This window comes from Microbulbifer donghaiensis (genome assembly GCF_900129095.1).
Taxonomy (GTDB): Bacteria; Pseudomonadota; Gammaproteobacteria; order Pseudomonadales; family Cellvibrionaceae; genus Microbulbifer; species Microbulbifer donghaiensis.
The window spans coordinates 1,815,325-1,835,629 of sequence record NZ_FQVA01000001.1; the positions used below are offsets into that span (position 1 = coordinate 1,815,325).

General features: G+C 62.1%; 17 protein-coding genes. 11 read left to right on the forward strand and 6 right to left on the reverse strand.

Annotated elements, in window-relative coordinates:
• Positions 1-136: 136 nt before the first annotated feature.
• The 3 genes from BUC36_RS07665 to BUC36_RS07675 are packed head-to-tail and all read right to left on the reverse strand — an operon-like array spanning position 137 to position 2,704.
• Entirely contained in the window at positions 137-910 is a 774-nt protein-coding gene (locus BUC36_RS07665) for an ABC transporter ATP-binding protein (protein WP_073273332.1), read from the reverse strand.
• On the reverse strand, positions 907-1,902 hold the full coding sequence (locus BUC36_RS07670) for a FecCD family ABC transporter permease (RefSeq protein WP_143186906.1): 996 nt from the start codon (positions 1,900-1,902) through the stop codon (positions 907-909). Before BUC36_RS07670 ends, BUC36_RS07665 begins: the two co-directional genes overlap by 4 nt.
• Entirely contained in the window at positions 1,886-2,704 is an 819-nt protein-coding gene (locus BUC36_RS07675) for an ABC transporter substrate-binding protein (RefSeq protein WP_073273336.1), read from the reverse strand. Before BUC36_RS07675 ends, BUC36_RS07670 begins: the two co-directional genes overlap by 17 nt.
• A gap of 162 nt (positions 2,705-2,866) precedes the next feature.
• Between BUC36_RS07675 and BUC36_RS07680 the strand changes: the two genes are divergently transcribed.
• Entirely contained in the window at positions 2,867-3,250 is a 384-nt protein-coding gene (locus BUC36_RS07680) for a DUF6249 domain-containing protein (protein WP_073273338.1), read from the forward strand.
• Between the two features lie 75 nt (positions 3,251-3,325).
• Here the strand turns inward: BUC36_RS07680 and radA are convergent, their stop codons facing one another.
• A complete protein-coding gene (radA, locus tag BUC36_RS07685) occupies positions 3,326-4,726 on the reverse strand; it encodes a DNA repair protein RadA (protein ID WP_073273340.1) in 1,401 nt (466 codons plus the stop codon).
• 305 nt (positions 4,727-5,031) lie between these two features.
• Between radA and BUC36_RS18765 the strand changes: the two genes are divergently transcribed.
• The 6 genes from BUC36_RS18765 (at position 5,032) to BUC36_RS07715 (ending at position 12,402) form a co-directional block, all read left to right on the forward strand.
• Positions 5,032-5,445 (forward strand): hypothetical protein, encoded by a 414-nt coding sequence (locus BUC36_RS18765; RefSeq protein ID WP_143186907.1) that lies wholly within the window; start codon positions 5,032-5,034, stop codon positions 5,443-5,445.
• A gap of 82 nt (positions 5,446-5,527) precedes the next feature.
• Complete coding sequence (locus tag BUC36_RS07695; RefSeq protein WP_073273345.1) at positions 5,528-6,844, forward strand: TolC family protein; 1,317 nt, start codon at positions 5,528-5,530, stop codon at positions 6,842-6,844.
• A complete protein-coding gene (locus BUC36_RS07700; RefSeq protein ID WP_073273347.1) occupies positions 6,841-8,226 on the forward strand; it encodes an efflux RND transporter periplasmic adaptor subunit in 1,386 nt (461 codons plus the stop codon). Before BUC36_RS07695 ends, BUC36_RS07700 begins: the two co-directional genes overlap by 4 nt.
• The gene (locus tag BUC36_RS07705) at positions 8,223-11,366 is read left to right on the forward strand and encodes an efflux RND transporter permease subunit (protein WP_073273349.1); all 3,144 of its coding nucleotides are present in this window, start codon (positions 8,223-8,225) and stop codon (positions 11,364-11,366) included. The genes BUC36_RS07700 and BUC36_RS07705 overlap by 4 nt, the downstream gene beginning before the upstream one ends.
• 29 nt (positions 11,367-11,395) lie before the next feature.
• Complete coding sequence (locus BUC36_RS07710) at positions 11,396-12,013, forward strand: class I SAM-dependent methyltransferase (protein ID WP_073274695.1); 618 nt, start codon at positions 11,396-11,398, stop codon at positions 12,011-12,013.
• A 5-nt stretch (positions 12,014-12,018) separates the two neighbouring features.
• On the forward strand, positions 12,019-12,402 hold the full coding sequence (locus BUC36_RS07715) for a YkvA family protein (protein ID WP_073274697.1): 384 nt from the start codon (positions 12,019-12,021) through the stop codon (positions 12,400-12,402).
• A 14-nt stretch (positions 12,403-12,416) separates the two neighbouring features.
• On the opposite strand, the gene BUC36_RS07720 is transcribed toward BUC36_RS07715, so the two are convergent.
• Positions 12,417-12,980 carry a L,D-transpeptidase gene (locus BUC36_RS07720; protein ID WP_073273351.1) on the reverse strand — a complete coding sequence of 188 codons (564 nt, stop codon included), beginning with the start codon at positions 12,978-12,980 and terminating at the stop codon, positions 12,417-12,419.
• Positions 12,981-13,146: 166 nt separating this feature from the next.
• Positions 13,147-13,908: a polyphosphate kinase 2 gene (ppk2, locus tag BUC36_RS07725; RefSeq protein ID WP_073273353.1), complete on the reverse strand. Its 762-nt coding sequence runs from the start codon at positions 13,906-13,908 to the stop codon at positions 13,147-13,149.
• A gap of 331 nt (positions 13,909-14,239) precedes the next feature.
• Here ppk2 and BUC36_RS07730 point away from each other — a divergent pair, with 331 nt between their 5' ends.
• The 4 genes from BUC36_RS07730 to nqrF all read left to right on the forward strand — a co-directional run bounded on the left by BUC36_RS07730 (position 14,240) and on the right by nqrF (position 20,235).
• A complete protein-coding gene (locus BUC36_RS07730) occupies positions 14,240-14,608 on the forward strand; it encodes a hypothetical protein (protein ID WP_073273355.1) in 369 nt (122 codons plus the stop codon).
• Between the two features lie 202 nt (positions 14,609-14,810).
• A complete protein-coding gene (locus tag BUC36_RS07735; RefSeq protein ID WP_073273357.1) occupies positions 14,811-17,534 on the forward strand; it encodes a TonB-dependent receptor domain-containing protein in 2,724 nt (907 codons plus the stop codon).
• 101 nt (positions 17,535-17,635) lie between these two features.
• Positions 17,636-18,343: a PepSY domain-containing protein gene (locus tag BUC36_RS07740; RefSeq protein ID WP_084535703.1), complete on the forward strand. Its 708-nt coding sequence runs from the start codon at positions 17,636-17,638 to the stop codon at positions 18,341-18,343.
• Complete coding sequence (gene nqrF / locus BUC36_RS07745; RefSeq protein ID WP_084535705.1) at positions 18,340-20,235, forward strand: NADH:ubiquinone reductase (Na(+)-transporting) subunit F; 1,896 nt, start codon at positions 18,340-18,342, stop codon at positions 20,233-20,235. Before BUC36_RS07740 ends, nqrF begins: the two co-directional genes overlap by 4 nt.
• Positions 20,236-20,305: the final 70 nt, after the last annotated feature.

Here is a 20,305-nt window from a genome sequence, read left to right on the forward strand (position 1 = left end):
ATGGCTACAGAGCTCCGCCCTTTCGCCTGTAAGCAGGCTCCTACAGGGAGGAGGCAGAGGTCGGGTAGGCGACAGCAACAGCGCTGCGAAACTCGCCCCTACGGATCAGGTACCGGGTGGGAAATGATTTTCACCGCTACAGCAGATCCAGCGGCACGAAGTCGGCGACGCCGTCGCGCCAGCGGAATTCGCAGCTGACGCCGTAGACATCTCCGATCAGCGCCGGGGTCAAGACATCTTCCGGCGTGCCCTGGGCGCGCAGCTTGCCGTCCTGCAGCAGCAGGATGCGATCGCAGTAGCGCGCGGCGAGGGGGAGATCGTGCAGGGCCAGCACCACCGTCTTACCCGCATCCGCCTGGCGGCGGAAATTCTGCATCAGTTGCAGCTGGTGGCGGATATCCAGGGCTGAAGTGGGTTCATCGGCAATCAGCAGCGGCGCCTCGCCGACCAGCAGTCGCGCCAGCTGCACGCGGCGCAGTTCGCCGCCGGACAATTGAGTCACCGGTCGATGCGCAAACTGCTGCGCGTCCACCAGCTGCAGCGCTGCGGCTACGCGCCGCTCGCGGTCTGGGGGTCTGCCCCACGGCAGCAGCCCCAGTGCCACCAGGTCCGCGCTACTCAGGCTCCAGGCCGGCGTCTCCGACTGGGGCAGATAGGCACCGCGGCGCGCGCGCTCCGCCGCGGAGATTTGCTCCGCGGCTTGGCCGTTCAGCTCGATTTGCCCGGCGGTCGGCATCAGCACGCCGGCGAGACACTGCAGCAGGCTGCTCTTGCCGGCGCCGTTCGGCCCCACCACCGCGGTCAGCTCAAAGGGTTTGAAAGTGCAGCTGATGTCACTCAGCACCCGCTGGTGCCGGCGCTCCAGCGCCAGTTTCAGACAGGAAATTTCAAGGTGTTTTTCCCGGCTCACAGCTGTTGCCCCCTGCGCGCACTGACAATCAGCCAGAAGAAGAATGGCGCCCCGATAAAGGCCGTCACCGCCCCTATCCTAAGTTCCTGCGCGCCGACAAAATTGATCACCACAATATCCGCCAGCAGCAACAGCAGCGCTCCGGCAAGGGCACTGCTCCACAGCAGCCGGCCCGGATCCTGCTTCACCAGCGGGCGCGTCAAATGCGGGACGACGAGACCGACAAAGCCGATGGTACCGGCCACCGCCACCGCCGCGCCCACGGCGCTGGCGATGCCGAGCAATACCAGCAACGGATAGCGGCGGCCGCGAAAGCCGAGGGACGCCGCGCTGTCTTCGCCGAGGGACAGAGCGCGCAGATAGTTTCTCGCGCAGTACAGCAGAATGCCACCGAACAGGATAAAGGGTAGCGCCAGCAGCAACTGGTCCCAGCCGCGATTGGCCAGTGAGCCCAGCAGCCAGAACACAATTTCCTGCATCGCGAACATACTCGGTGCGTAATTCAGGGCCAGCGCCATCAGCGCAGAAAGAAACGCATTGATGGCCACGCCTGCCAGCACCAGTCGGCTGGCGCTGGCGCCGCGCCCGGCCAGCATCCACACGCAGGCCACTGCGCAGAAGGCACCGAATATGGCCAGCGCCGGCAGCAGCCAGCCGGATTGCCAGGCGAGGCCGTAATAAAGCAGCAGGATGGCGGCGAGCGCCGCGCCGCTGGACACGCCCAGCAGTGCCGGTTCCGCCAGCGGATTGCGCAGCATGCCCTGCATGGCCGCACCGCCCATGCCCAGCGCCGCGCCGACGAGAATCGCGAGCAGTGCCCGGGGCAGGCGCAACTGCCACAGAATCACCGCATCGCTGCTGTCACTGTGCCAGCCCTGACTCAGCGCCGCGCCCAGATCTACGGACACGGGTCCACTGAGCAGCGCAGCGATCAGCGCCAGCGGCAGTGCGGCAAACAAAATGGCGAGGACAAATTTACTGCGCGTCAACAAATGATTTTCTCTTATCCGTGAGCTGCTCTAATACTTCCGCCGCTACCAGCGCCGGGCAAAATCCCAGCTCTTCCGGCAGCGTGTAGATACGACCGCTGTCGATATAGTTTTTCAGTGCCGGGTGGCGCGTGGCCAGATGTGCAACGGCAAAATCTTTTTCACCGCCGTAAAACACCAGCAAATCCGGCTGCGCGGCGACCACCTCTTCGAGGCTGACCCGGCCCAATTGCTTGACCCCCTGCTGCGCCGCGAGGTTGCTGAAACCCGCGCGCTCCAGTAACTGGTGTTCGAGCATGCCATCGCCGTAGGTGATGTTGTTGGCGGAGAGTATAAGCGCCGAGGCCTGCGCCGGCGGCAGCGGCGCGGCGAGCAGCTTAGCCAGTTGCCGTTTCTGTTTTTGCAGAGGCGGCAGTTGTCCCAGCGTAGTTTCCAGCGCGCTCAGCTGATCGCGCAGCTGTTCCAGGCTGTAGGCATCGGGAATGGCGACGACATTCAGGCCGAGATCGCGCAGCCGCTGCGCCGCGCGCTGGGCGCCAAACTGGCCGACCAGTATCAGGTCCGGCTGCAGCGGCAACAGCTCTTCCGCCTGCGCGCGATTCAGGTACACGTGCTCAGGCAGCGGTGCGCGCCGATAGTGGTCTTCGCCCGAGAGCCAGGTAACGGAAACAATATTCTGCGGATCCACCCAGCGCAGCAGTATCTGGTCGAGGCACAGATTGAGGGAGGCGATCCTCTGCTGGGCGAGCGCGGCAGGGGGAAGTGCCAGTACCACCAGCAGCAGTATCCGGGACGCAAAATGCATTTCTATCTCGACTTCCTATACTGTCCGTTCCCGGGGCCCGCTGCCATGCGGGGGCACTGCGGTCCGCCGATCCTGTCAGTTCCGGGTGAATCCAAATCGCCTTGCGAACGCATCATACCGGCAGCACAAACAAAAAGTTAACGACAATAACTGGAGAACAACATGAACGAAGGCACTCTTGCACTACTGGTTCCCTTCGGCTTCTTCCTGCTGGTCGGGGTTTCAATCTGGCTGGTGTTGCACTTTCGCGCCAAGAAAGACCTGGAAATCCAGCAGACCGTGCGCATGGCCCTGGACAAAGGCGCGGAGCTGACACCGGAATTGATTGAGCAGCTCGGGGCCAGCAACAAGCCACATCCACTGCAGGACGTGCGACGCGGCATTGTGTGGATAACTGTTGCCGTGGGAATCGCGCTGTTTGGCTTTTTCGTTCCGGACCCGAGCAACCACGCCTTCCTGGCCTTACTGGCAATCGCCATGCTGCCCTTTGCTATCGGGCTTGGCTATCTGGCCATGCACCTGTTCTCCCGGCAGCAGCCGGCGTAACCCCGCCGGCCGGCATGATGTGCAGGGGCGCCCCCGGCCAGGCGCCCCCGGCTAGGCGCCCCCAGCCCGAGTCCCTCAGCTCATATCAATCGCGCTCAGCGCTTCCGCCAGGGTCTTGACCGCAATCATTTCCATGCCGTCGATATCGTTTTTCAGGCGATTGGCGGCCGGCACTATCGCCTTGCGGAAACCGTGCTTGGCGGCCTCGCGCAGACGCTCCTGGCCGGAGGGCACCGGGCGGATCTCGCCGGCGAGCCCCACTTCGCCGAACACGACCAGGTCGCGGGGCAGCGGGCGGTTGCGGAAACTGGACACCACCGCCAACAGCAGGGTCAGGTCGGCGCTGGTCTCCATCACCTTGACCCCGCCGACCACGTTGATAAATACGTCCTGGTCGCCGACCAGCACCCCGCCGTGGCGGTGCAGTACCGCCAGCAGCATGTTCAGGCGGTTCTGGTCCAGGCCGACCGCCACCCGGCGCGGATTGCCGAGACTGCTGTCGTCCACCAGGGCCTGCAGCTCCACCAGCAGCGGGCGCGTGCCCTCCCACACCGAGGTCACCACCGAGCCCGCGGCCACTTCCTCGGCGCGCTGTAAAAAGATCGCCGACGGATTAGAGACTTCCTTCAGCCCCTGCTCGGTCATCGCAAACACCCCCAATTCGTTCACCGCGCCGAAGCGGTTCTTGTGCGCGCGCAGGGTGCGGAAGCGGGAATCGTGGGTGCCCTCGAGCAGGATGGAGCAGTCAATAATGTGTTCCAGCACCTTTGGGCCGGCGAGGCTGCCGTCCTTGGTCACGTGGCCTACTAAAATGAGCGCCGTGCCGGTCTGCTTGGCGAAGCGGGTCAGGTAGGCGGCGCTCTCGCGCACCTGGGCCACGGAGCCGGGCGCCGACTGCACCTCGCCCATATGCATCACCTGGATGGAATCCACCACCATCACCCGCGGCTTCACCTCCTTGGCCACCTGGCAGATGCGCTCCACATCGGTTTCGCTGAGCATCTGCAGATCCTCTGCCGGCAAGCCCAGGCGCCTGGCGCGCATGGCGACCTGCTGCAGGGATTCCTCACCGGTGATGTAGAGCGCGGGCATGGCCTTGGACAGATGGCAGAGGGTCTGCAGCAGCACCGTCGATTTGCCGGCGCCCGGGTGGCCGCCGATCAGCACCACGGAGCCCGGTACCAGGCCGCCGCCGAGCACCCGGTCCAGCTCCGACGCCGAAGTAGGGATACGCGGCAGCTCGCTGAGATCTATCTCCGAGAGCTTCTGCACCTTGCCATGGCCGGCACCGGCGGCGCCGGCATAGCCGCTCTGGGCATCGGTAAAGTTGGCCGCGCGGCTGTCGCGGTGCTCGGGGCCGAGGCGCACTTCGCTGAGGCTGTTCCAGGTGCCGCAGGCACTGCACTGGCCGGCCCACTTCGAATAGTCGGCGCCGCACTCATTACACACATAGGCGGTTTTGCGTTTCGTGGCCAAAGCCGGTCCCCTGTCATCAAACTCACTGAAAAAACTGCCGCACAGTTTACCCCGTATCGGGGGCAGCCGGCCAAACCCCCGCTCAGCTGCGCGGCGCGCTTGACCCAGATCAATCGTCGGCCCCTTTCACCGACTAACATCGCCACGACCCGAAGCGGCTGGATGGGTCGCTTACAGGCATTTATCAGTTAGCGATACGCCGCGGCGAGAATTCGTCGATAGCAAAAGTGGTACATCACTAATAGGCCTTTGCGTCTCTGTGTTATGGTTCTAACTCTGTCCATTAGCCTTCGGGGTTATTCCCGGTGAAACGCAAGCTCGCAGCAATACTGATTCTCGCGGTGGCCCTGATCGGCCAGGCCGTCGCATCCGTATTGCCGCCGGCCTGGGCCCCGGCGGAACAGGGTCCTGCGGCACAGATGCCGATGGACTGTATGGAGATGTCCGGCATGGCGATGCCCGGCATGGACATGCCCGACATCGAAATGCCCGGCGCCAACCCTGCCGCGCATAAATCCGGCACAGCGGGCACAGACGGTTGCGACTGTTGCCCAACTCTCGGCAGCGCCTGTACCGCCGGTGGCTGTAGCCTGTCGATGCTGCCGCCCTCGCCGCCGGAATCTCCGACATCCACCTCTCCATTTGCGGGCGCCGCAGCCCTAAGCAACCCCATCCCTCAGGACCCGCTGTCCCAGCTCTTCCGCCCGCCGATTACCTGATTTCCCAGGCGAAGTGCGCCTACAGATCCCGTAACCGGCCATCAGGCCGCCGTTACCCATCGAGCAGTGAAGAGCAAAGTCAATGAGATCCCCTATGTACGCCGCGACGCTGTTGCTCGCGGCCGCGCTGACGTCGCCGCCCGGCGCAGCGGAAGACAAGCTGACATTTGAGCAGGCCATCGCCATCGCCGTGGCGAGCGACCCCTGGCTCGACGGCAGCCGCTACTCCGAAGCCGCGCTGGCGGATGAGGCGGTGGCCGCGGCGCAGCTGCCGGACCCGAAAGTAGAAGTGGTTGCGATGAATTTCCCCACGGACACCTTCAACTTCGGTCAGGAGCCGATGACTCAGTTCGCCGTCGGCATCAACCAGATGTTTCCACGCGGGGCGAGCCGCGCTCTCTCCCGCCAGCAGAAAGAACAGCTGGCCGCCCGCGAACCCCTGCTGCGCGCGGACCGGCGCGCCAGGGTGACCGCCACGGTCGCGCAGTTGTGGCTGGACGCCTACAGCGCGCGCGAGAGTATCCAGCTGATCGAGGGCGACCGCGCCCTGTTCGAGCAGCTGGTGGATGCGGCCGTGGCCGGCTACGCATCGGCCCGCGGCCGCGCGCGCCAGCCGGATGTCATCCGCGCGCAACTGGAACTGACCCGTCTCGACGACCGCCTGACGATGCTGCGGCAACGCCAGGACGGCGCCGAGCGCAGATTGGCGGAATGGGTGCAGGACGCCGGGGCTACCGGCGGCGCCCTGCCGCGCTTGGAGCCGCTAGTGCCGGTGACGGACAAGCGCCCCCCGTCCGACTGGTATCAGCAGTTGCGCCTGCACCCGGCGGTACTGGCGCTGGACGTCAAGATCGATGCGGTGGCCACCGGCATCGATCTCGCGAAACAGCAATACAAACCCGAGTGGGGCCTCAAGGCCGCCTATGGCCTCCGCGGCGAAGACCCTCAGGGAGAGGACAGGACAGACCTATTCACCGTCGGCGTCAGTTTCGATCTGCCGCTGTTCACCGAAAAACGGCAGGACAAAACCCTCAGTGCCGCAGTGGCGCGCACCGCCGCCACGGAAACCGAGAGATCCCTGTTGCTCCGGCAACTGGTGGCGCAACTGGAGAATGCGCGCCTGCAACTTGTCCGCCTCGATCAGCGCCGCGCCCTCTATCGGCAACAGTTACTGCCGCAGATGCGCGAACAGGCCGAGGCCTCCCTGGCCGGCTACTACAACGATGAGAGCGATTTCGCCGAGGCGGTGCGCGCACGCATCGCCGAACTCAACGCCAAAATCGACGCGCTCGATATCGAGGTCGAGCGCCTGAAAATCATCGCGCAGCTGAATTACCTGCTCGCGCAGGTTCCCGCGGAAACAGGCCAGCCAGCAGTAAACAAAGGGACGCAGAAATGAATAACCGTATCAAAACGACACTGCTGATCGCGCTGGGCGTCGCTGTCGGCATCGCCATCGCACTGCTGCTGCGCGGCGACGGGGAAGAGGCGGCCAGCGGCGGCGAGCGCAAGCCGCTGTACTGGGTTGCGCCGATGGACCCCAATTACCGCCGGGACAAACCGGGCAAGTCGCCCATGGGTATGGACCTGATTCCCGTCTACGAAGAGGAACAGGGCACAAAAGATTCGCCGGGCACGGTGCGCATCTCTCCGGAAGTGATCAATAACCTGGGCGTGCGCACCGCCGCCGTCGAGCGCGGCCGCTTCGATGCGGAAATCAGGACCGTCGGCTATGTGCAGTACGATGAAAAGCAGCTGGTGCAGATCAACCCCAGGGTCGAGGGCTGGATAGAAAAACTCTACGTCAATGCCGAGGGGGATCCGGTGAACCGCGGCATGCCCCTGTACACCCTCTATTCGCCGGAACTGGTCAATGCCCAGGAGGAGCTGGTGCTGGCGCTGAAGCACAATAACCGCGTCCTGACAGACGCGGCGCGCGAGCGTTTGCGCGCGTTGCAACTGCCGCAGAGTGCCATCGAGCAGCTGATCAAAACCCGTAAAGTCCAGCGTACCGTCACCGTCTACGCGCCCCAGTCCGGTGTAGTGGACAAGCTCAATGTGCGCGAGGGTAATTTCGTCAAGCCGGGCATGGCGCTGCTGTCCATCGCCGCACTCGACGAGGTGTGGGTCATCGGCGAAGTGTTCGAGCGCCAGGCGGCACTGGTCAACAGGGGCGACCCCGTCACCATGCGGCTGGACTACCTGCCCGGTCAGAGCTGGACCGGCAGCGTCGATTACATCTACCCGACCCTGGATGAAAAGACGCGCACGGCGCGAGTACGCGCGCGCTTCGGCAACTCGGAGCACAAGCTGAAGCCGAATATGTTTGCGCAACTGACCATCCACGCGCGCCGCGGAGAGGAGACACTGTTGATTCCGACGGAGGCACTGATCCGCACCGGCGGCAAGCCGCGCGTGGTACTCGCGCTCGGCGACGGCAGGTTCAAGTCGGTCAACGTGCAGACAGGCCGCATCGGCGAACGGCAGGTGGAAATACTGGCAGGGCTCCGCGAGGGCGAGCGCATCGTTACCTCGGCGCAATTCCTGATCGACTCCGAATCCAGCAAGACCTCGGATTTCATGCGTATGGCTCCCCGGGGCCCGATGAATCACGGCGAGCATGGCGAACATAGCAACCACGGTACGCACAAAGAGAACAGCGAGCATAACGAGCATAACCAGCACAGAGAGGACAACGAGCACGAAGGGCACAACGACAACGGCGAACACAAAGAGCACGGCGACCATAGCGACCACGGCAAGCATGGAGAGCAGCCATGATTGCCGCCGTTATCCGCTGGTCGGTCAACAACCGCCTTTTCGTGCTGCTGGCCACACTGTTCCTGGTGGGCGCCGGTATCTATTCGCTGAAGAAGACACCGGTGGATGCGATTCCGGATCTGTCCGACGTGCAGGTGATTATCAAGACCAGCTACCCGGGCCAGGCGCCGCAGGTGGTCGAGGACCAGGTTTCCTACCCGCTGACCACGGCGATGCTGTCGGTGCCCGGTGCGGTCACCGTGCGTGGCTTTTCGTTCTTCGGCGATTCTTATGTCTATGTCATCTTCGACGACGACACCGATGCCTACTGGGCGCGCTCGCGGGTACTGGAGTATCTCTCCCAGGTGGCGCCGACGCTGCCGGCCAATGCGCGGCCGCAACTGGGGCCGGATGCCACCGGCGTCGGCTGGGTCTATATCTATGCGCTGGTCGACCGCAGCGGTAAACACGATATCAGCGAACTGCGCAGCCTGCAGGACTGGTTCCTAAAGTACGAACTGCAGACCGTGCCCGGCGTCTCCGAAGTGGCGGCACTCGGCGGCATGGTCAAGCAGTACCAGGTCAAGGTGGATCCGGAAAAGCTGCGCGCCTACGGTATTCCGCTGTCCCAAATCCAGGTGGCGATACAGCGTGGCAACCAGGAAGTGGGTGCCTCGGTGGTGGAAATGGCGGAAGCCGAGTACATGGTCAGGGCCAGTGGCTATATCCAGGCAATCGACGACCTGAACGAAATACCGCTGGGCATGGATGTCAACGGCACACCCCTTCTGCTCAAAGATGTTGCCGATATCGCCCTGGGCCCGCAGCTGCGGCGCGGTATCGCCGAACTGAATGGCGAGGGCGAGGCGGTCGGCGGCATCGTGGTGATGCGCTTCGGTGAAAACGCCCAGGAGACCATCGACGGCGTTGTGGCCAAGCTGGAAAAACTCAAGGCGGGCCTGCCCGAGGGCGTGGAGATAGTTACCGTCTACGATCGCTCGGCGTTGATCGAGCGCGCGGTGGACAACCTCTGGCACAAGCTGCTGGAGGAATTCATTGTGGTCGCCTTGGTGTGCTTGGTGTTCCTGTTTCACCTGCGCTCGTCGCTGGTCGCCGTTATCAGCCTGCCGGTAGGCATACTCGCCGCCTTTATCGTCATGCACCTGCAGGGCCTCAACGCCAACATCATGTCGCTGGGCGGCATTGCCATCGCCATCGGGGCGATGATCGACGGCGCGATCGTAATGATCGAGAACATGCACAAGCATATGGAGCGCACACCGCTCGACGATACCAACCGCTGGCAGATCGTCGCCGAATCCGCGGCGGAAGTGGGCCCGGCGCTGTTCTTCAGCCTGCTGATCATTACCGTCAGCTTCCTGCCGGTATTCGCCCTCGAGGCACAGGAAGGACGCATGTTCTCGCCGCTGGCATTCACCAAGACCTATGCGATGGCGGCGAGCGCGGCGCTGGCGGTGACGCTGGTGCCGGTACTGATGGGCTACTTCATTCGCGGACGGGTATTGCCCGAGCACAAGAATCCGCTCAACCGCTGGATGATCGGCGCCTATATGCCGATGCTCAAGCGGGTACTGCAATTTCCGAAAACCACCCTCGCACTGGCACTCGTATTGCTGCTCACCGCGCTGTGGCCACTCGGCAAAATCGGCAGCGAGTTTATTCCGCCACTGGATGAGGGCGACCTGATGTATATGCCCACCACCTACCCCGGTCTCTCGATCGGCAAGGCGCGCGAGCTGCTGCAGCAGACCGACAAACTGATCCGCACCGTGCCGGAAGTGAAAACCGTGTTCGGCAAAATCGGTCGCGCCGAAACCGCCACCGACCCGGCGCCGCTGACCATGATCGAGACCTTTATCCAGCTGCAGCCGCGCGACCAGTGGCGCGACGGCATGACCACGGAAAAATTGCAGAAGGAACTGGATGCACTGGTCAAGCTGCCCGGCGTCACCAACGCCTGGGTAATGCCGATCAAGACCCGCATCGATATGCTCGCCACCGGCATCAAGACACCGGTGGGCATCAAGGTCGCGGGCCCGGATCTCGAACAGATACAGCAGATAGGACAGCAGCTGGAGCAGATTCTGCAACAGGTGCCCGGCACCGCGTCGGTGTATTCCGAGCGGGTTGCCGGCGGCCGCTATATCAGCGTGGATATAGACCGGAAGCGCGCCGCCCGCTACGGGCTCAATATCGCCGACGTACAGCAGGTGGTCGCCACCGCTGTCGGCGGTATGAATGTCACCCAGACTGTCGAGGGACTGGAGCGCTACCCGGTCAACCTGCGCTACCCGCAGGATTACCGCGACTCGCCCGAACAGCTTGCACAGCTGCCGATCGTCACCCCGGCAGGGCAGCGCATCGCCCTCGGCGACGTGGCAAAAATTGCGGTGGAAGATGGCCCACCGGCAATCAAGAGTGAAAACGCGCGGCTGAACGGCTGGAGCTTCGTGGATATCGAGGACGTCGATATAGGCAGCTATGTGAAGCAGGCGCGGATCGCCGTCGACAACAAGCTGCAGCTGCCGGCCGGCTACTCGGTGACCTGGTCGGGGCAGTACGAATATATGCAGCGGGCGATAGAAAAGCTCACCTACGTGGTACCACTGACGCTGCTAATTATCGCGCTGTTGCTGTACATGAATTTCCGCAACGTTCAGGAAGTGGCCATCATTATGGGTACGTTGCCGCTGGCAATGGTCGGCTCCCTGTGGCTTATTTATCTGCTCGATTTCAATTTTTCCGTCGCCGTTGGAGTCGGCTTTATCGCGCTGGCCGGGGTGGCCGTGGAAATCGGCGTGATCATGCTCGTGTATCTCAATCAGAGCTACGCCAAAATGCACATTGACAGCGAGCATGAGGGCGCAGTCCCCGGCGCGGAGTCTCTGCGCGATGCGGTACTGGCCGGCGCCGGGCTGCGGGTGCGGCCGGTGATGATGACCGCCGCCGCCATCGTCGTCGGCCTGCTGCCGATACTGTTCGGTTCCGGTACCGGCTCCGAGGTCATGAGCCGCATTGCCGCGCCGATGGTCGGCGGTATGTTGAGTGCCCTGTTGCTGACACTGCTGGTGCTGCCCGCAGTATTTTATTTGTGGAAACGCCACGCGCTACTTGCGGCGAACACTCCAAATCATCAATAGTCTCTCGCTTAAATGTAATGGCGCGCCTTATGCAAAATAAAAACCACTGGGAAAAGGTCTACAGCTCAAAATCGGAAGACGAAGTCAGCTGGTTCCAGGAGCACGCCGAGGTGTCGGTCCGGCTGATCGAGCAGACGGACGCACCCAAGTCCGCAAATATTATCGACGTGGGCGGCGGCGCCTCCAAGCTGGTGGACGATCTGCTGGACAAGGGCTACGACAACCTCACCGTGCTCGATCTGTCCGGCCAAGCACTGGCCAAGGCACAACGCAGACTGGGCGCAAGAGCGGATAAGGTGCGCTGGCTGGAAGGCAACATCCTGGAGATCGACCTGCCCCGACAGGTTTATGACGTCTGGCACGACCGCGCGGTGTTCCACTTCCTGACCGACGAACGGGAACGCAAGGCGTATGTGGATGCAGTGCTGCGCGCGGTAAAACCCGGTGGCCATGTGATAGTGGCCACCTTCGCCGAAGACGGCCCGGAAAAATGCAGCGGCCTGCCGGTGGTGCGTTACAGCGCCGACCAGCTGCACGGCGAGTTCGGCGCGCCTTTTGATTTGCTCGGGCAGGAACGGGAGGAGCACCACACGCCGGCGGGTGTGGTGCAGCGCTTCGTCTACTGTTTCTGCCGCAAGCTGGATTGATCGCAATGATCGAGCGGCTGAGGCGCTTTGCACGGCGAATGCAACAGCAGCTGCAGGTGCTCTACCTCGCGAGTCGCGACCCGCGCACACCGCTGATCGCCAAGCTGATCGTGATTGTCGTGGTCGCCTATGCACTCAGTCCGATCGACCTGATCCCGGACTTTATTCCCCTGCTCGGCTACCTGGACGACCTGCTACTGCTGCCGCTGGGTATCTGGCTGGCGATTAAGCTGGTGCCGGCCGAGCTGTGGCACGAACTGCAGGCCCGCGCCGAGGCGCAGCCGCTGTCATTGCCGAAAAATTTTCGCGCGAGCGTCGTCATCGCGATCTTGTGGATCTCTGCGCTCGCCGCTGTCGCCTACTGGCTCTGGAAAGGGCTGAACGGTTAGAACCATCGCGTACCTCAATCAGTGACGATGACCGGCGTACCCACCGGAGCATAGCGGAAGAATTTCTGTGCCATATGCCGCGGCATGCGCACGCAGCCGTGCGATGCGGGATAGTTGGGTACGTCTCCGGACGCGTGCAGTCCGATACCACCGTTGAAGCGGATAAAGTAATCCATCTTGGCGCCGCGGTAATAAGTGCCCGGCGGGCGGCGGTGCTTGCGGGTATCTACGTCGGCACGCACCACGCGGTGAGTATTTCGGTCGACATAACTGCCATAGAGCGTGGATCTGTGTCTGAGTTTCTTGCCCCTGACCCGATAGCTGCCTTTCGGTGTACGGTAACCGGCCCGACCGGATGAGACCCGGGAAATCCCCACCAGCTCTCCGCCCATATAAAAATAAGCGCGCTGCTCGCCCAGGGAAATTCGAATAGATGGCGCCCGCGAGATGTCAACCGCAGCCTCCTCGTCAAACCAGCCGACCGTATCGGCGAAGACCTGAGCCGGAGCTGGCAGCAGGACGACAAAGCACATTACCAGCGCGGCGATAAACGGACTGTACTGGCTGTTCGGGCGCATTGAATCACCTCCCGGACTTCTAGCTTAACGTCGCACGGCGAAGTTCCGTAGACGTGACTGCGCCGCCGGCCGCGAAACAGGTAGAGGCAATAATTGCTCGTGTAAAGGCTCACGGAAGTGCGGCGGCGTTTAGCCGTAAACCCGAGCAGCCTTTGCTGGCTGAGGTTTAGGGCGCAATAGTGCCGTTCAACAGATGAGATCCGTCATAGGGAAAGACAATATCCGGATCTGGAGCCTCTGCGCGTTGGTCGCACTCCGGACACTGCACCGCAGTAAGCAGGTGGCGGATCACGTTCAGTCGCGCGATTTTCTTGTTGTTGGCTCGTACCACATACCAGGGCACCAATTCGCTGTGGCTCTTGGCGAACATTTCGTTGCGGGCGACGCTGTACTCTTGCCAGTGCTTTACCGCCACCTCGTCCACCGGGCTGATTTTCCACTGTTTGAGCGGATCCACCCTGCGGTCCTTCATGCGCTTTCGCTGCTCTTCTTTGTCGATGTCCAGGTAGTACTTGATGATCTGAATACCGGAGCGCACCAGCATCGTTTCGAAAGGCACTACCGAATCCATAAAGTCACGGTATTCCTGGTCGGTGCAGAATCCCATGACCCGCTCGACCCCGGCGCGGTTGTACCAGCTGCGGTTGAACAACACCATTTCCTGCCGCGATGGCAAATGGGGAATGAAACGCTGGAAATACCAGCTGGCGCTATCCCGGTCCGAGGGCTTGCCCAGCGCCACCACACGTGTCTCCCGCGGGCTCAGGTGCTGGACAATACGTTTGATAGTGCCGTCCTTGCCGGCCGCATCGCGCCCTTCGAACAATACGAGAATCTGCAGATCGTGTTCGATCAGGTGGCGCTGCAGTGTCACCAGCCTGATCTGCAGTTCGCGCAGTGCCTGCTTGTAACCGATTTTGCCGCTCAATGTTCACCCTTCCCTTTCGCCCCATCGGCATCGCCAACCCCGCGGCTGAAAACTGATTCTCTCTGTCAGGTCATCAAATCTTCGCGAGATGGTGCCGGGGTAGCAATCCCATATCGGCAAACTATAGACTGTGCGGATAGTATTCCGCAGCACGCCCGACTGCCCGCTATCTATCCCCGCTTCCGCATTGATGAATTACTTGCCCAGCGATCCGCGCGATGAACGGCTGTCAGCGCAAATGCAAGCAACGGGGCTTGTTCTTTCCAGTTTTCACACGTAATCTCAACAGGAGATCAGATAATAAAAACTTCGGGCCACCCGAAATTATTCCATGAACGACGCGCTTTCCCGGATACTGCTGATATTTTTGCTACTGGCACTGAACGGCCAGGCCTTTGCAGCACCCTGCGCGTCCACTGGCACTGGCGATGACAGCCACCACCAAAGTTCCGATCTGGCGACCGCTGATCACTGCGCCATGGATGAGTCTGCACATCACTGCGATTCCGGTGGCACAGGTAAAACCCTCGAGGCCTGTGAACAGGCCTGTAGCTGTTGCCCGGGCCACTGCGCCAGTGCCATGCCCGGCAGTGAAATCCATGGTTCTGTGAGCCAGCCCACAACGGCGAAAGCCATCTATGTGGAACTCCACTCCTCTCCTCTGCCCGAAGCAGCTCTGCGCCCTCCCATTGCCGCCTAACGCGGGATAGGTGCGCCTACTGAAAACCCATTCTGCCACTGCGCAGACTGAGCAAGCATTCTGTAGGCTGGGGTATCGCCTGAATTCCCGCTCTAACCAGTCATGTCCAATATCGCACGGCGTACATCGTATACGCCGGTGCGTTAGTCCCTGCACAACCATCGCGCGGGACTCGAAAAAATAGAAGATAAAGGAATTCGAGATGACACATACGAGCAACAAGATCGCGAGAACACCGCTGTTTATTGCACTGGCGGCTGCCGCTGCCGGTTACGGCCAAATGACTTACGCCCAGGCAGAAGATGCCGGCGCCAAGTCGCAGATCGAAGAAGTCAATGTCACCGGTACCCGCATCAAGCGGGCTGATATCGAGGGCGTCGGCCCGGTTACCGTACTCGATGAGGCCTCCATTGAGGCCACGGGTATCAGCTCGCTGGAAAACCTGCTGCAGTCCCTGCCCGCCGCAGCCGGCTTCGGCGGCAACCAGACCAACGCCTACTGGACCTCAAACGGCTGGGGCACTCCGCAGATCAACCTGCGCGGCCTCGGCATCAATCGCACCCTGGTCATGGTCAACGGCCGCCGGGTAGTCAACGGCGGCACCGGCGCCAATAGCAGTGTCGACCTGTCCATGATCCCGATGTCACTGGTTTCCAGTGTCGAAGTACTGAAAGACGGCGCCTCCGCCACTTACGGGGCCGATGCCGTGGCCGGTGTGGTCAACCTGATCACCAAGAAGGAATTCGATGGTCTCGAAATCGAGGGCAAATATGGCCAGACGGCGCTCGGCGACGGCGAGGAGACGGTACTCGACCTGACCTGGGGCGTATCCGGCGATCGCGGCAACCTGATGGTCAATATGAGCTATCAGAGCAACGAGCCGTCACCGCTGGTCGACCGCGTGCCCTGCCCGCTGGACGACGATAGCCAGTGCAGTGGCAGCTCGTCCACCATCGGTGGCCGCACCACCCTGCCTGCCGGCGCCGTACTGGCAGACGGCACAGTGCTGACCGAACCCACCCGCGTCAACTTCAACCAGGACCCTAACGGCAACGGCGATTTCTACGAGCCCTACGACGGGCTGAAGCACGGCTTCAACTACAACCCGTATTTCAATGCGGTGCAGCCGATCGAGCGTTTCAGCTTTACCACCCTCGGCAACTACGAGATTTCGGACAAGGCCACCCTGTTCACGGAACTGATGTTCACCAACCGCCAGTCGATGCAGCCCGCCTCACCGGCGAGCCTGTCCAGTCTCGCCTACAGCGCCGATCACCCCACCAATCCCACCGGCAGCGATTTCGTGCTGGAGCGCCGCCGCCTGCTGGAAAACGGTGCGCGGGATTTCTACCAGGAAGTGGACACCTGGCGCATAGTCACCGGCATCGAAGGTGACATCAACGACAACTGGGGTTACGACGTCGCGTTTAACTGGGGCCGCAACACCGCCACCGACGCCATCGCCAACAACATCAATATGCAGCGCGTGGGCGAGACCATCGACACTAACCTGTGCGGCAGCAACGGTATTCCCTGTGCCGACTACCTGGGTTACGGCGACGTCACCCCGGAAGTACTCGACTACATCGTCTTCAACCAGGAAGGCACCGGTGGCAACGAGCAGAAAAGCGTGAGCGCGAATATCAACGGTTCCCTGTTCGAACTGCCGGCCGGTACCGTCGGCATGGCCGCGGGTGTGGAGTGGCGAGAAGACAGCGGCTGGCGCAAGCCGGACTCGCTGGTACAGGCGGGCTATGCACTCGGCAACCAGGAAGACCCAATTTCCGGCTCCACCGAAGCGCGGGAAATCTACGGCGAGCTGCTGATACCGGTACTGGCCGATCTACCGCTGGTGCAGTCACTGGAGCTCGACCTGGCCCTGCGCTACTCCGACTACGACTTGTTTGACGGCAATGATACCTACAAAGCCGGCCTCAATTGGCAGGTCAACGACATGCTGAAAGTGCGCGGCACCATGACCACCGCCTTCCGCGTGCCCAACGTGCCGGAACTGTTCGGCGGCGTGTCCGAGGGCAACCTGACCACCACCGACCCGTGCTCAAACTATGCATCACTGGACCCGTCCAGCACCGTGTACCAAAACTGCCAGGCCGCGGGCGTACCGCTGAATTACACCCAGCTCGGCACCACCATCCTGACCGACCGCGGCGGCAACCCGAACCTGACGCCGGAGAGCGCAGAGAGCTTTACCCTCGGCATGGTGTTGCAACCGCTGGATGGACTGTCGCTGACCCTCGACTATTTCGATATCGAGATCGACGACGCCATCCGCGAGGTTTCCGGCTCCACCAAGCTCGCCATGTGTTACGAATCTGCGAATCTGGGTCACGCTTTCTGTGCACCGGACCAGCACACCCGCAACCCGGTCAACGGCGACGTGAACTACCTGTCTACGCAGAAGTTCAACACCGGTAACGAAGTGATGCAGGGTATCGATTTCGGTGCACTGTATGACTTCGACATGGCCGGCCTGTCGCACACTTTCGACTTCAAGGCCTCATACGTGAAGAAATATGAGACCACCGCCTTCGAAGGCGACGAGCCGTTTGTACTCGACGGTTTCATCGGCAGTGGCAATGGTGGCTACCCGCACTGGCGCGCCAACGCGTCTCTGACCACGCGCGGCAACCAGTGGAGCGGCACCTACTCGATTCGCATGATCGGCGAAGGTGATGACTTCAACGCGGACAGCGGTATCGGTTCCAGCATGCCCAACGTCTTCTACCACAATGTGCAGTTCTCCTATGCGATGAGCGACGCACTGCGGATGAGTGTTGGCGTGGACAACCTGTTCGATCAGGAGGCACCCCGTGTCGCCAGCTGGACCGATGGCAATACGGACACCATGACCTACGATCTGGCCGGCATGCGCAGCTATGTACGCATGACCTACCGCTTCGACTGAGCTAGCGGAGACATTCACAGCGGCGGGGGTTAGACTCCCGCCTGCTGTTTATTTTCTCAGCAGCGGTAACCAAGAGAAAAAACACAATGCAAACAGCTTCTATGACCAGAAAGGTCCACAAATGGATCTTCCTGTTTGTCGGTGTCCAGGCACTGTTGTGGACCCTGAGCGGCGCCTACATGGTGGTGATGGACCTGGATTTTATCCACGGCGACCACCTGGTGAAAAACCTGGAAGAGCCACTGCCCGCCGCAACGGCAGAATTATTTTCTACCATTGAACTGCTGCGCGATCGCACCGATGTTAAATCTGTGCAGCTGAAGTCCATTCGCGAAAAATTATTTTACGTGGTGCGCGACGCTGACGGCGCCCACCTGATCGACGCCCACAGCGGCGCTGAGGTTTCCCCGCTCGATCAGCAGACCGCCATCGCCCTGGCGGAGTACTACTACAGCGGCAACCAGTTGGCGTCCTCGGCAGAGTTGATAACCGATAATCCGCCGACCGAACTGCAGTCCCGCCCGTTGCCCCTGTGGCGGGTGAACTTCGATGATCGCTACGGCACCAGTTTCTATATCGATCCTAATACCGGCGCCCTGGCCACGCGCCGCCACGACTACTGGCGCGCGTTCGATTTCTTCTGGATGCTGCACATCATGGATTACGAGGCGCGCGAGAATATCCACAACCCGCTGCTGCTGATCGCCACCCTGTTCAGCCTGGTCAGCGTACTGGCGGGGCTGGTGCTGCTGTTTTACAGCTTTGGCAAACGCAGTAGCGCACAGCGACAGCAGGAGGCCACCGCATGAATTTTGTCAGAGTGGCCCACAAGTGGCTCAGCCTCGTTATCGGACTCCAGCTGGCACTGTGGCTGGCCAGCGGACTGGCCTTCAATCTGCTCGATTCCAGTGTCGTCAGCGGCCGGCACTTGGCCGCCGACCCAGCGCCCGCCGAACTCAGTACGGCTGACGTGACGGTCAGCCACGATGCTATCGCACGCCTTTACGCACCCGGGTCCGTGATCGATATCCGCCTGCAGCCTGGCTTTGAGCGCCCGGTCTACCGCGTGCAGACCCAAGACGCAGTAGAGCTGCGCGATGCCCAAAGCGGCACGCCGCTGGTGATCGACAGCGCACGCGCCGCCGCCATCGCCGCGCGGGATTACGCCGGCGACGACCGTCTGATCGGCGAACCGGTGCCTATGGAATCGGCCAATATGGAGGCGCGCCGACACCAGGGAGCCATGTGGCGCGTGGACGTCGCGGACGACTTTGCCACCAGCCTATATATCTCCGCGCAGGACGGCCGGGTGCTGGAACGCCGCAATGACAGCTGGCGGCTGTTCGATATCTTCTGGATGCTGCACATCATGGACTACACCGAGCGGCAGGATTTCAACAACCCGTTCGTGATTGCATTTGGTCTCGGCGCGCTGTTGATGTCCCTGTCCGGCTGCCTGCTGCTGTTCACCAGTTTTTCCCGTCACGACTTCAACCTGGTGGCGAAGCTGCGCCGCAGCCGCGTGGCGGTGCAGCTGTTTGACAGCAATGCCAACCCGCTCAATGAGCTGGCGCTGGCGAGTGGCAGCAACCTGTTCGACGGCCTCGCCGCCAACGGTGTACAGCTGCCGTCCAACTGCGGCGGTGGCGGCAGCTGCGGCCTGTGCCAGGTGCGCATGGACACGGATGCACCGGTCAGTGCCAGTGAAAAGGCGCTGCTGTCCCGAAGTGAGCTGGACGCAGGTTACCGGCTGGCCTGCCAACAGCGCGCCAGCGCCGCAACGCGCCTGACCCTGGATGACAGCCTGCTGCAGGCCAGCCAGTACACTACGGAGGTGGTGCAAACCCGCTTCCTGACACCGTTCATCAAGGAAATTCACCTGCGCCTGCCGGATACAGCCAACTTTGCCTTCCGCGCCGGCAGTTTTGTGCAGATCGAAGTGCCGCCACACCAGCTGCGGCTGGCGGACCTGCCGGTGGATACCGAGTTCCGCGCGGACTGGCACCAGTGGCAGGTTGCGGGCAACGCCGGACACCGCGAACCCGTGCGGCGCTCCTACTCAATGGCTAACGCGCCCGGCGAGCCCATGGCCAACGCGCCCGGCGAAGTCATGCCCGGCAACCAGTCCGCGAGCGGCAACAGCGTCGTACTGAACGTGCGTATTCAGCCACCACCCCAGAGCGACCACACGGTGCCCGGTGGCGTGGGATCGAGTTTCATGTTCAACCTGCAGCCCGGTGACCGCGTGAAAGTATCCGGGCCCTTCGGCAATTTCCATGCTGCGGAGACTGGCCGCGAGATGGTGATTATCGGTGGCGGTGCAGGCATGGCTCCGCTGCGCTCGATCATCGTGGACCAGCTGCGCAATCGGGGCAGCGGCCGCAAAATCAGTTTCTGGTACGGGGCGCGCAGCCTGCGCGAAGTGTTCTACGCAGAGGAGTTCCACCAGCTGGCCGCCGAGCACGGCAATTTCGCCTGGCACCTGGGCCTGTCGGAGCCGCGCGCGGAGGACAACTGGTCCGGAGCCAGCGGCTTCATCAGCGATATCGTCGCGGAACAGTACCTGCGCAGTCACCCGGAAATCGGCAACTGTGAGTTCTATCTCTGCGGCCCGCCGCCGATGCTGAAAGCCTGTATCGCCATGCTCACGGCACTGGGGGTCGCGGAAGACAGGATCGCATTCGACGACTTCGGCTGCTGATTGCGCGGCTGGTGCCGGCCGCCGGAACCCCCGGCGCCGGCGCTTGCCAAGCCGCCGTGCAACCTCTAAC

What these genes read in the sequence shown, in the direction of transcription:
- BUC36_RS07675 (WP_073273336.1), bottom strand. Translation starts at nt 2,704, where the DNA reads ATGCATTTTGCGTCCCGGATACTGCTGCTGGTGGTACTGGCACTTCCC.
- BUC36_RS07680 (WP_073273338.1), top strand. Translation starts at nt 2,867, where the DNA reads ATGAACGAAGGCACTCTTGCACTACTGGTTCCCTTCGGCTTCTTCCTG.
- BUC36_RS07695 (WP_073273345.1), top strand. Translation starts at nt 5,528, where the DNA reads ATGAGATCCCCTATGTACGCCGCGACGCTGTTGCTCGCGGCCGCGCTG.
- BUC36_RS07700 (WP_073273347.1), top strand. Translation starts at nt 6,841, where the DNA reads ATGAATAACCGTATCAAAACGACACTGCTGATCGCGCTGGGCGTCGCT.
- BUC36_RS07705 (WP_073273349.1), top strand. Translation starts at nt 8,223, where the DNA reads ATGATTGCCGCCGTTATCCGCTGGTCGGTCAACAACCGCCTTTTCGTG.
- BUC36_RS07710 (WP_073274695.1), top strand. Translation starts at nt 11,396, where the DNA reads ATGCAAAATAAAAACCACTGGGAAAAGGTCTACAGCTCAAAATCGGAA.
- BUC36_RS07715 (WP_073274697.1), top strand. Translation starts at nt 12,019, where the DNA reads ATGATCGAGCGGCTGAGGCGCTTTGCACGGCGAATGCAACAGCAGCTG.
- BUC36_RS07720 (WP_073273351.1), bottom strand. Translation starts at nt 12,980, where the DNA reads ATGCGCCCGAACAGCCAGTACAGTCCGTTTATCGCCGCGCTGGTAATG.
- BUC36_RS07730 (WP_073273355.1), top strand. Translation starts at nt 14,240, where the DNA reads ATGAACGACGCGCTTTCCCGGATACTGCTGATATTTTTGCTACTGGCA.
- BUC36_RS07735 (WP_073273357.1), top strand. Translation starts at nt 14,811, where the DNA reads ATGACACATACGAGCAACAAGATCGCGAGAACACCGCTGTTTATTGCA.
- BUC36_RS07740 (WP_084535703.1), top strand. Translation starts at nt 17,636, where the DNA reads ATGACCAGAAAGGTCCACAAATGGATCTTCCTGTTTGTCGGTGTCCAG.
- nqrF (WP_084535705.1), top strand. Translation starts at nt 18,340, where the DNA reads ATGAATTTTGTCAGAGTGGCCCACAAGTGGCTCAGCCTCGTTATCGGA.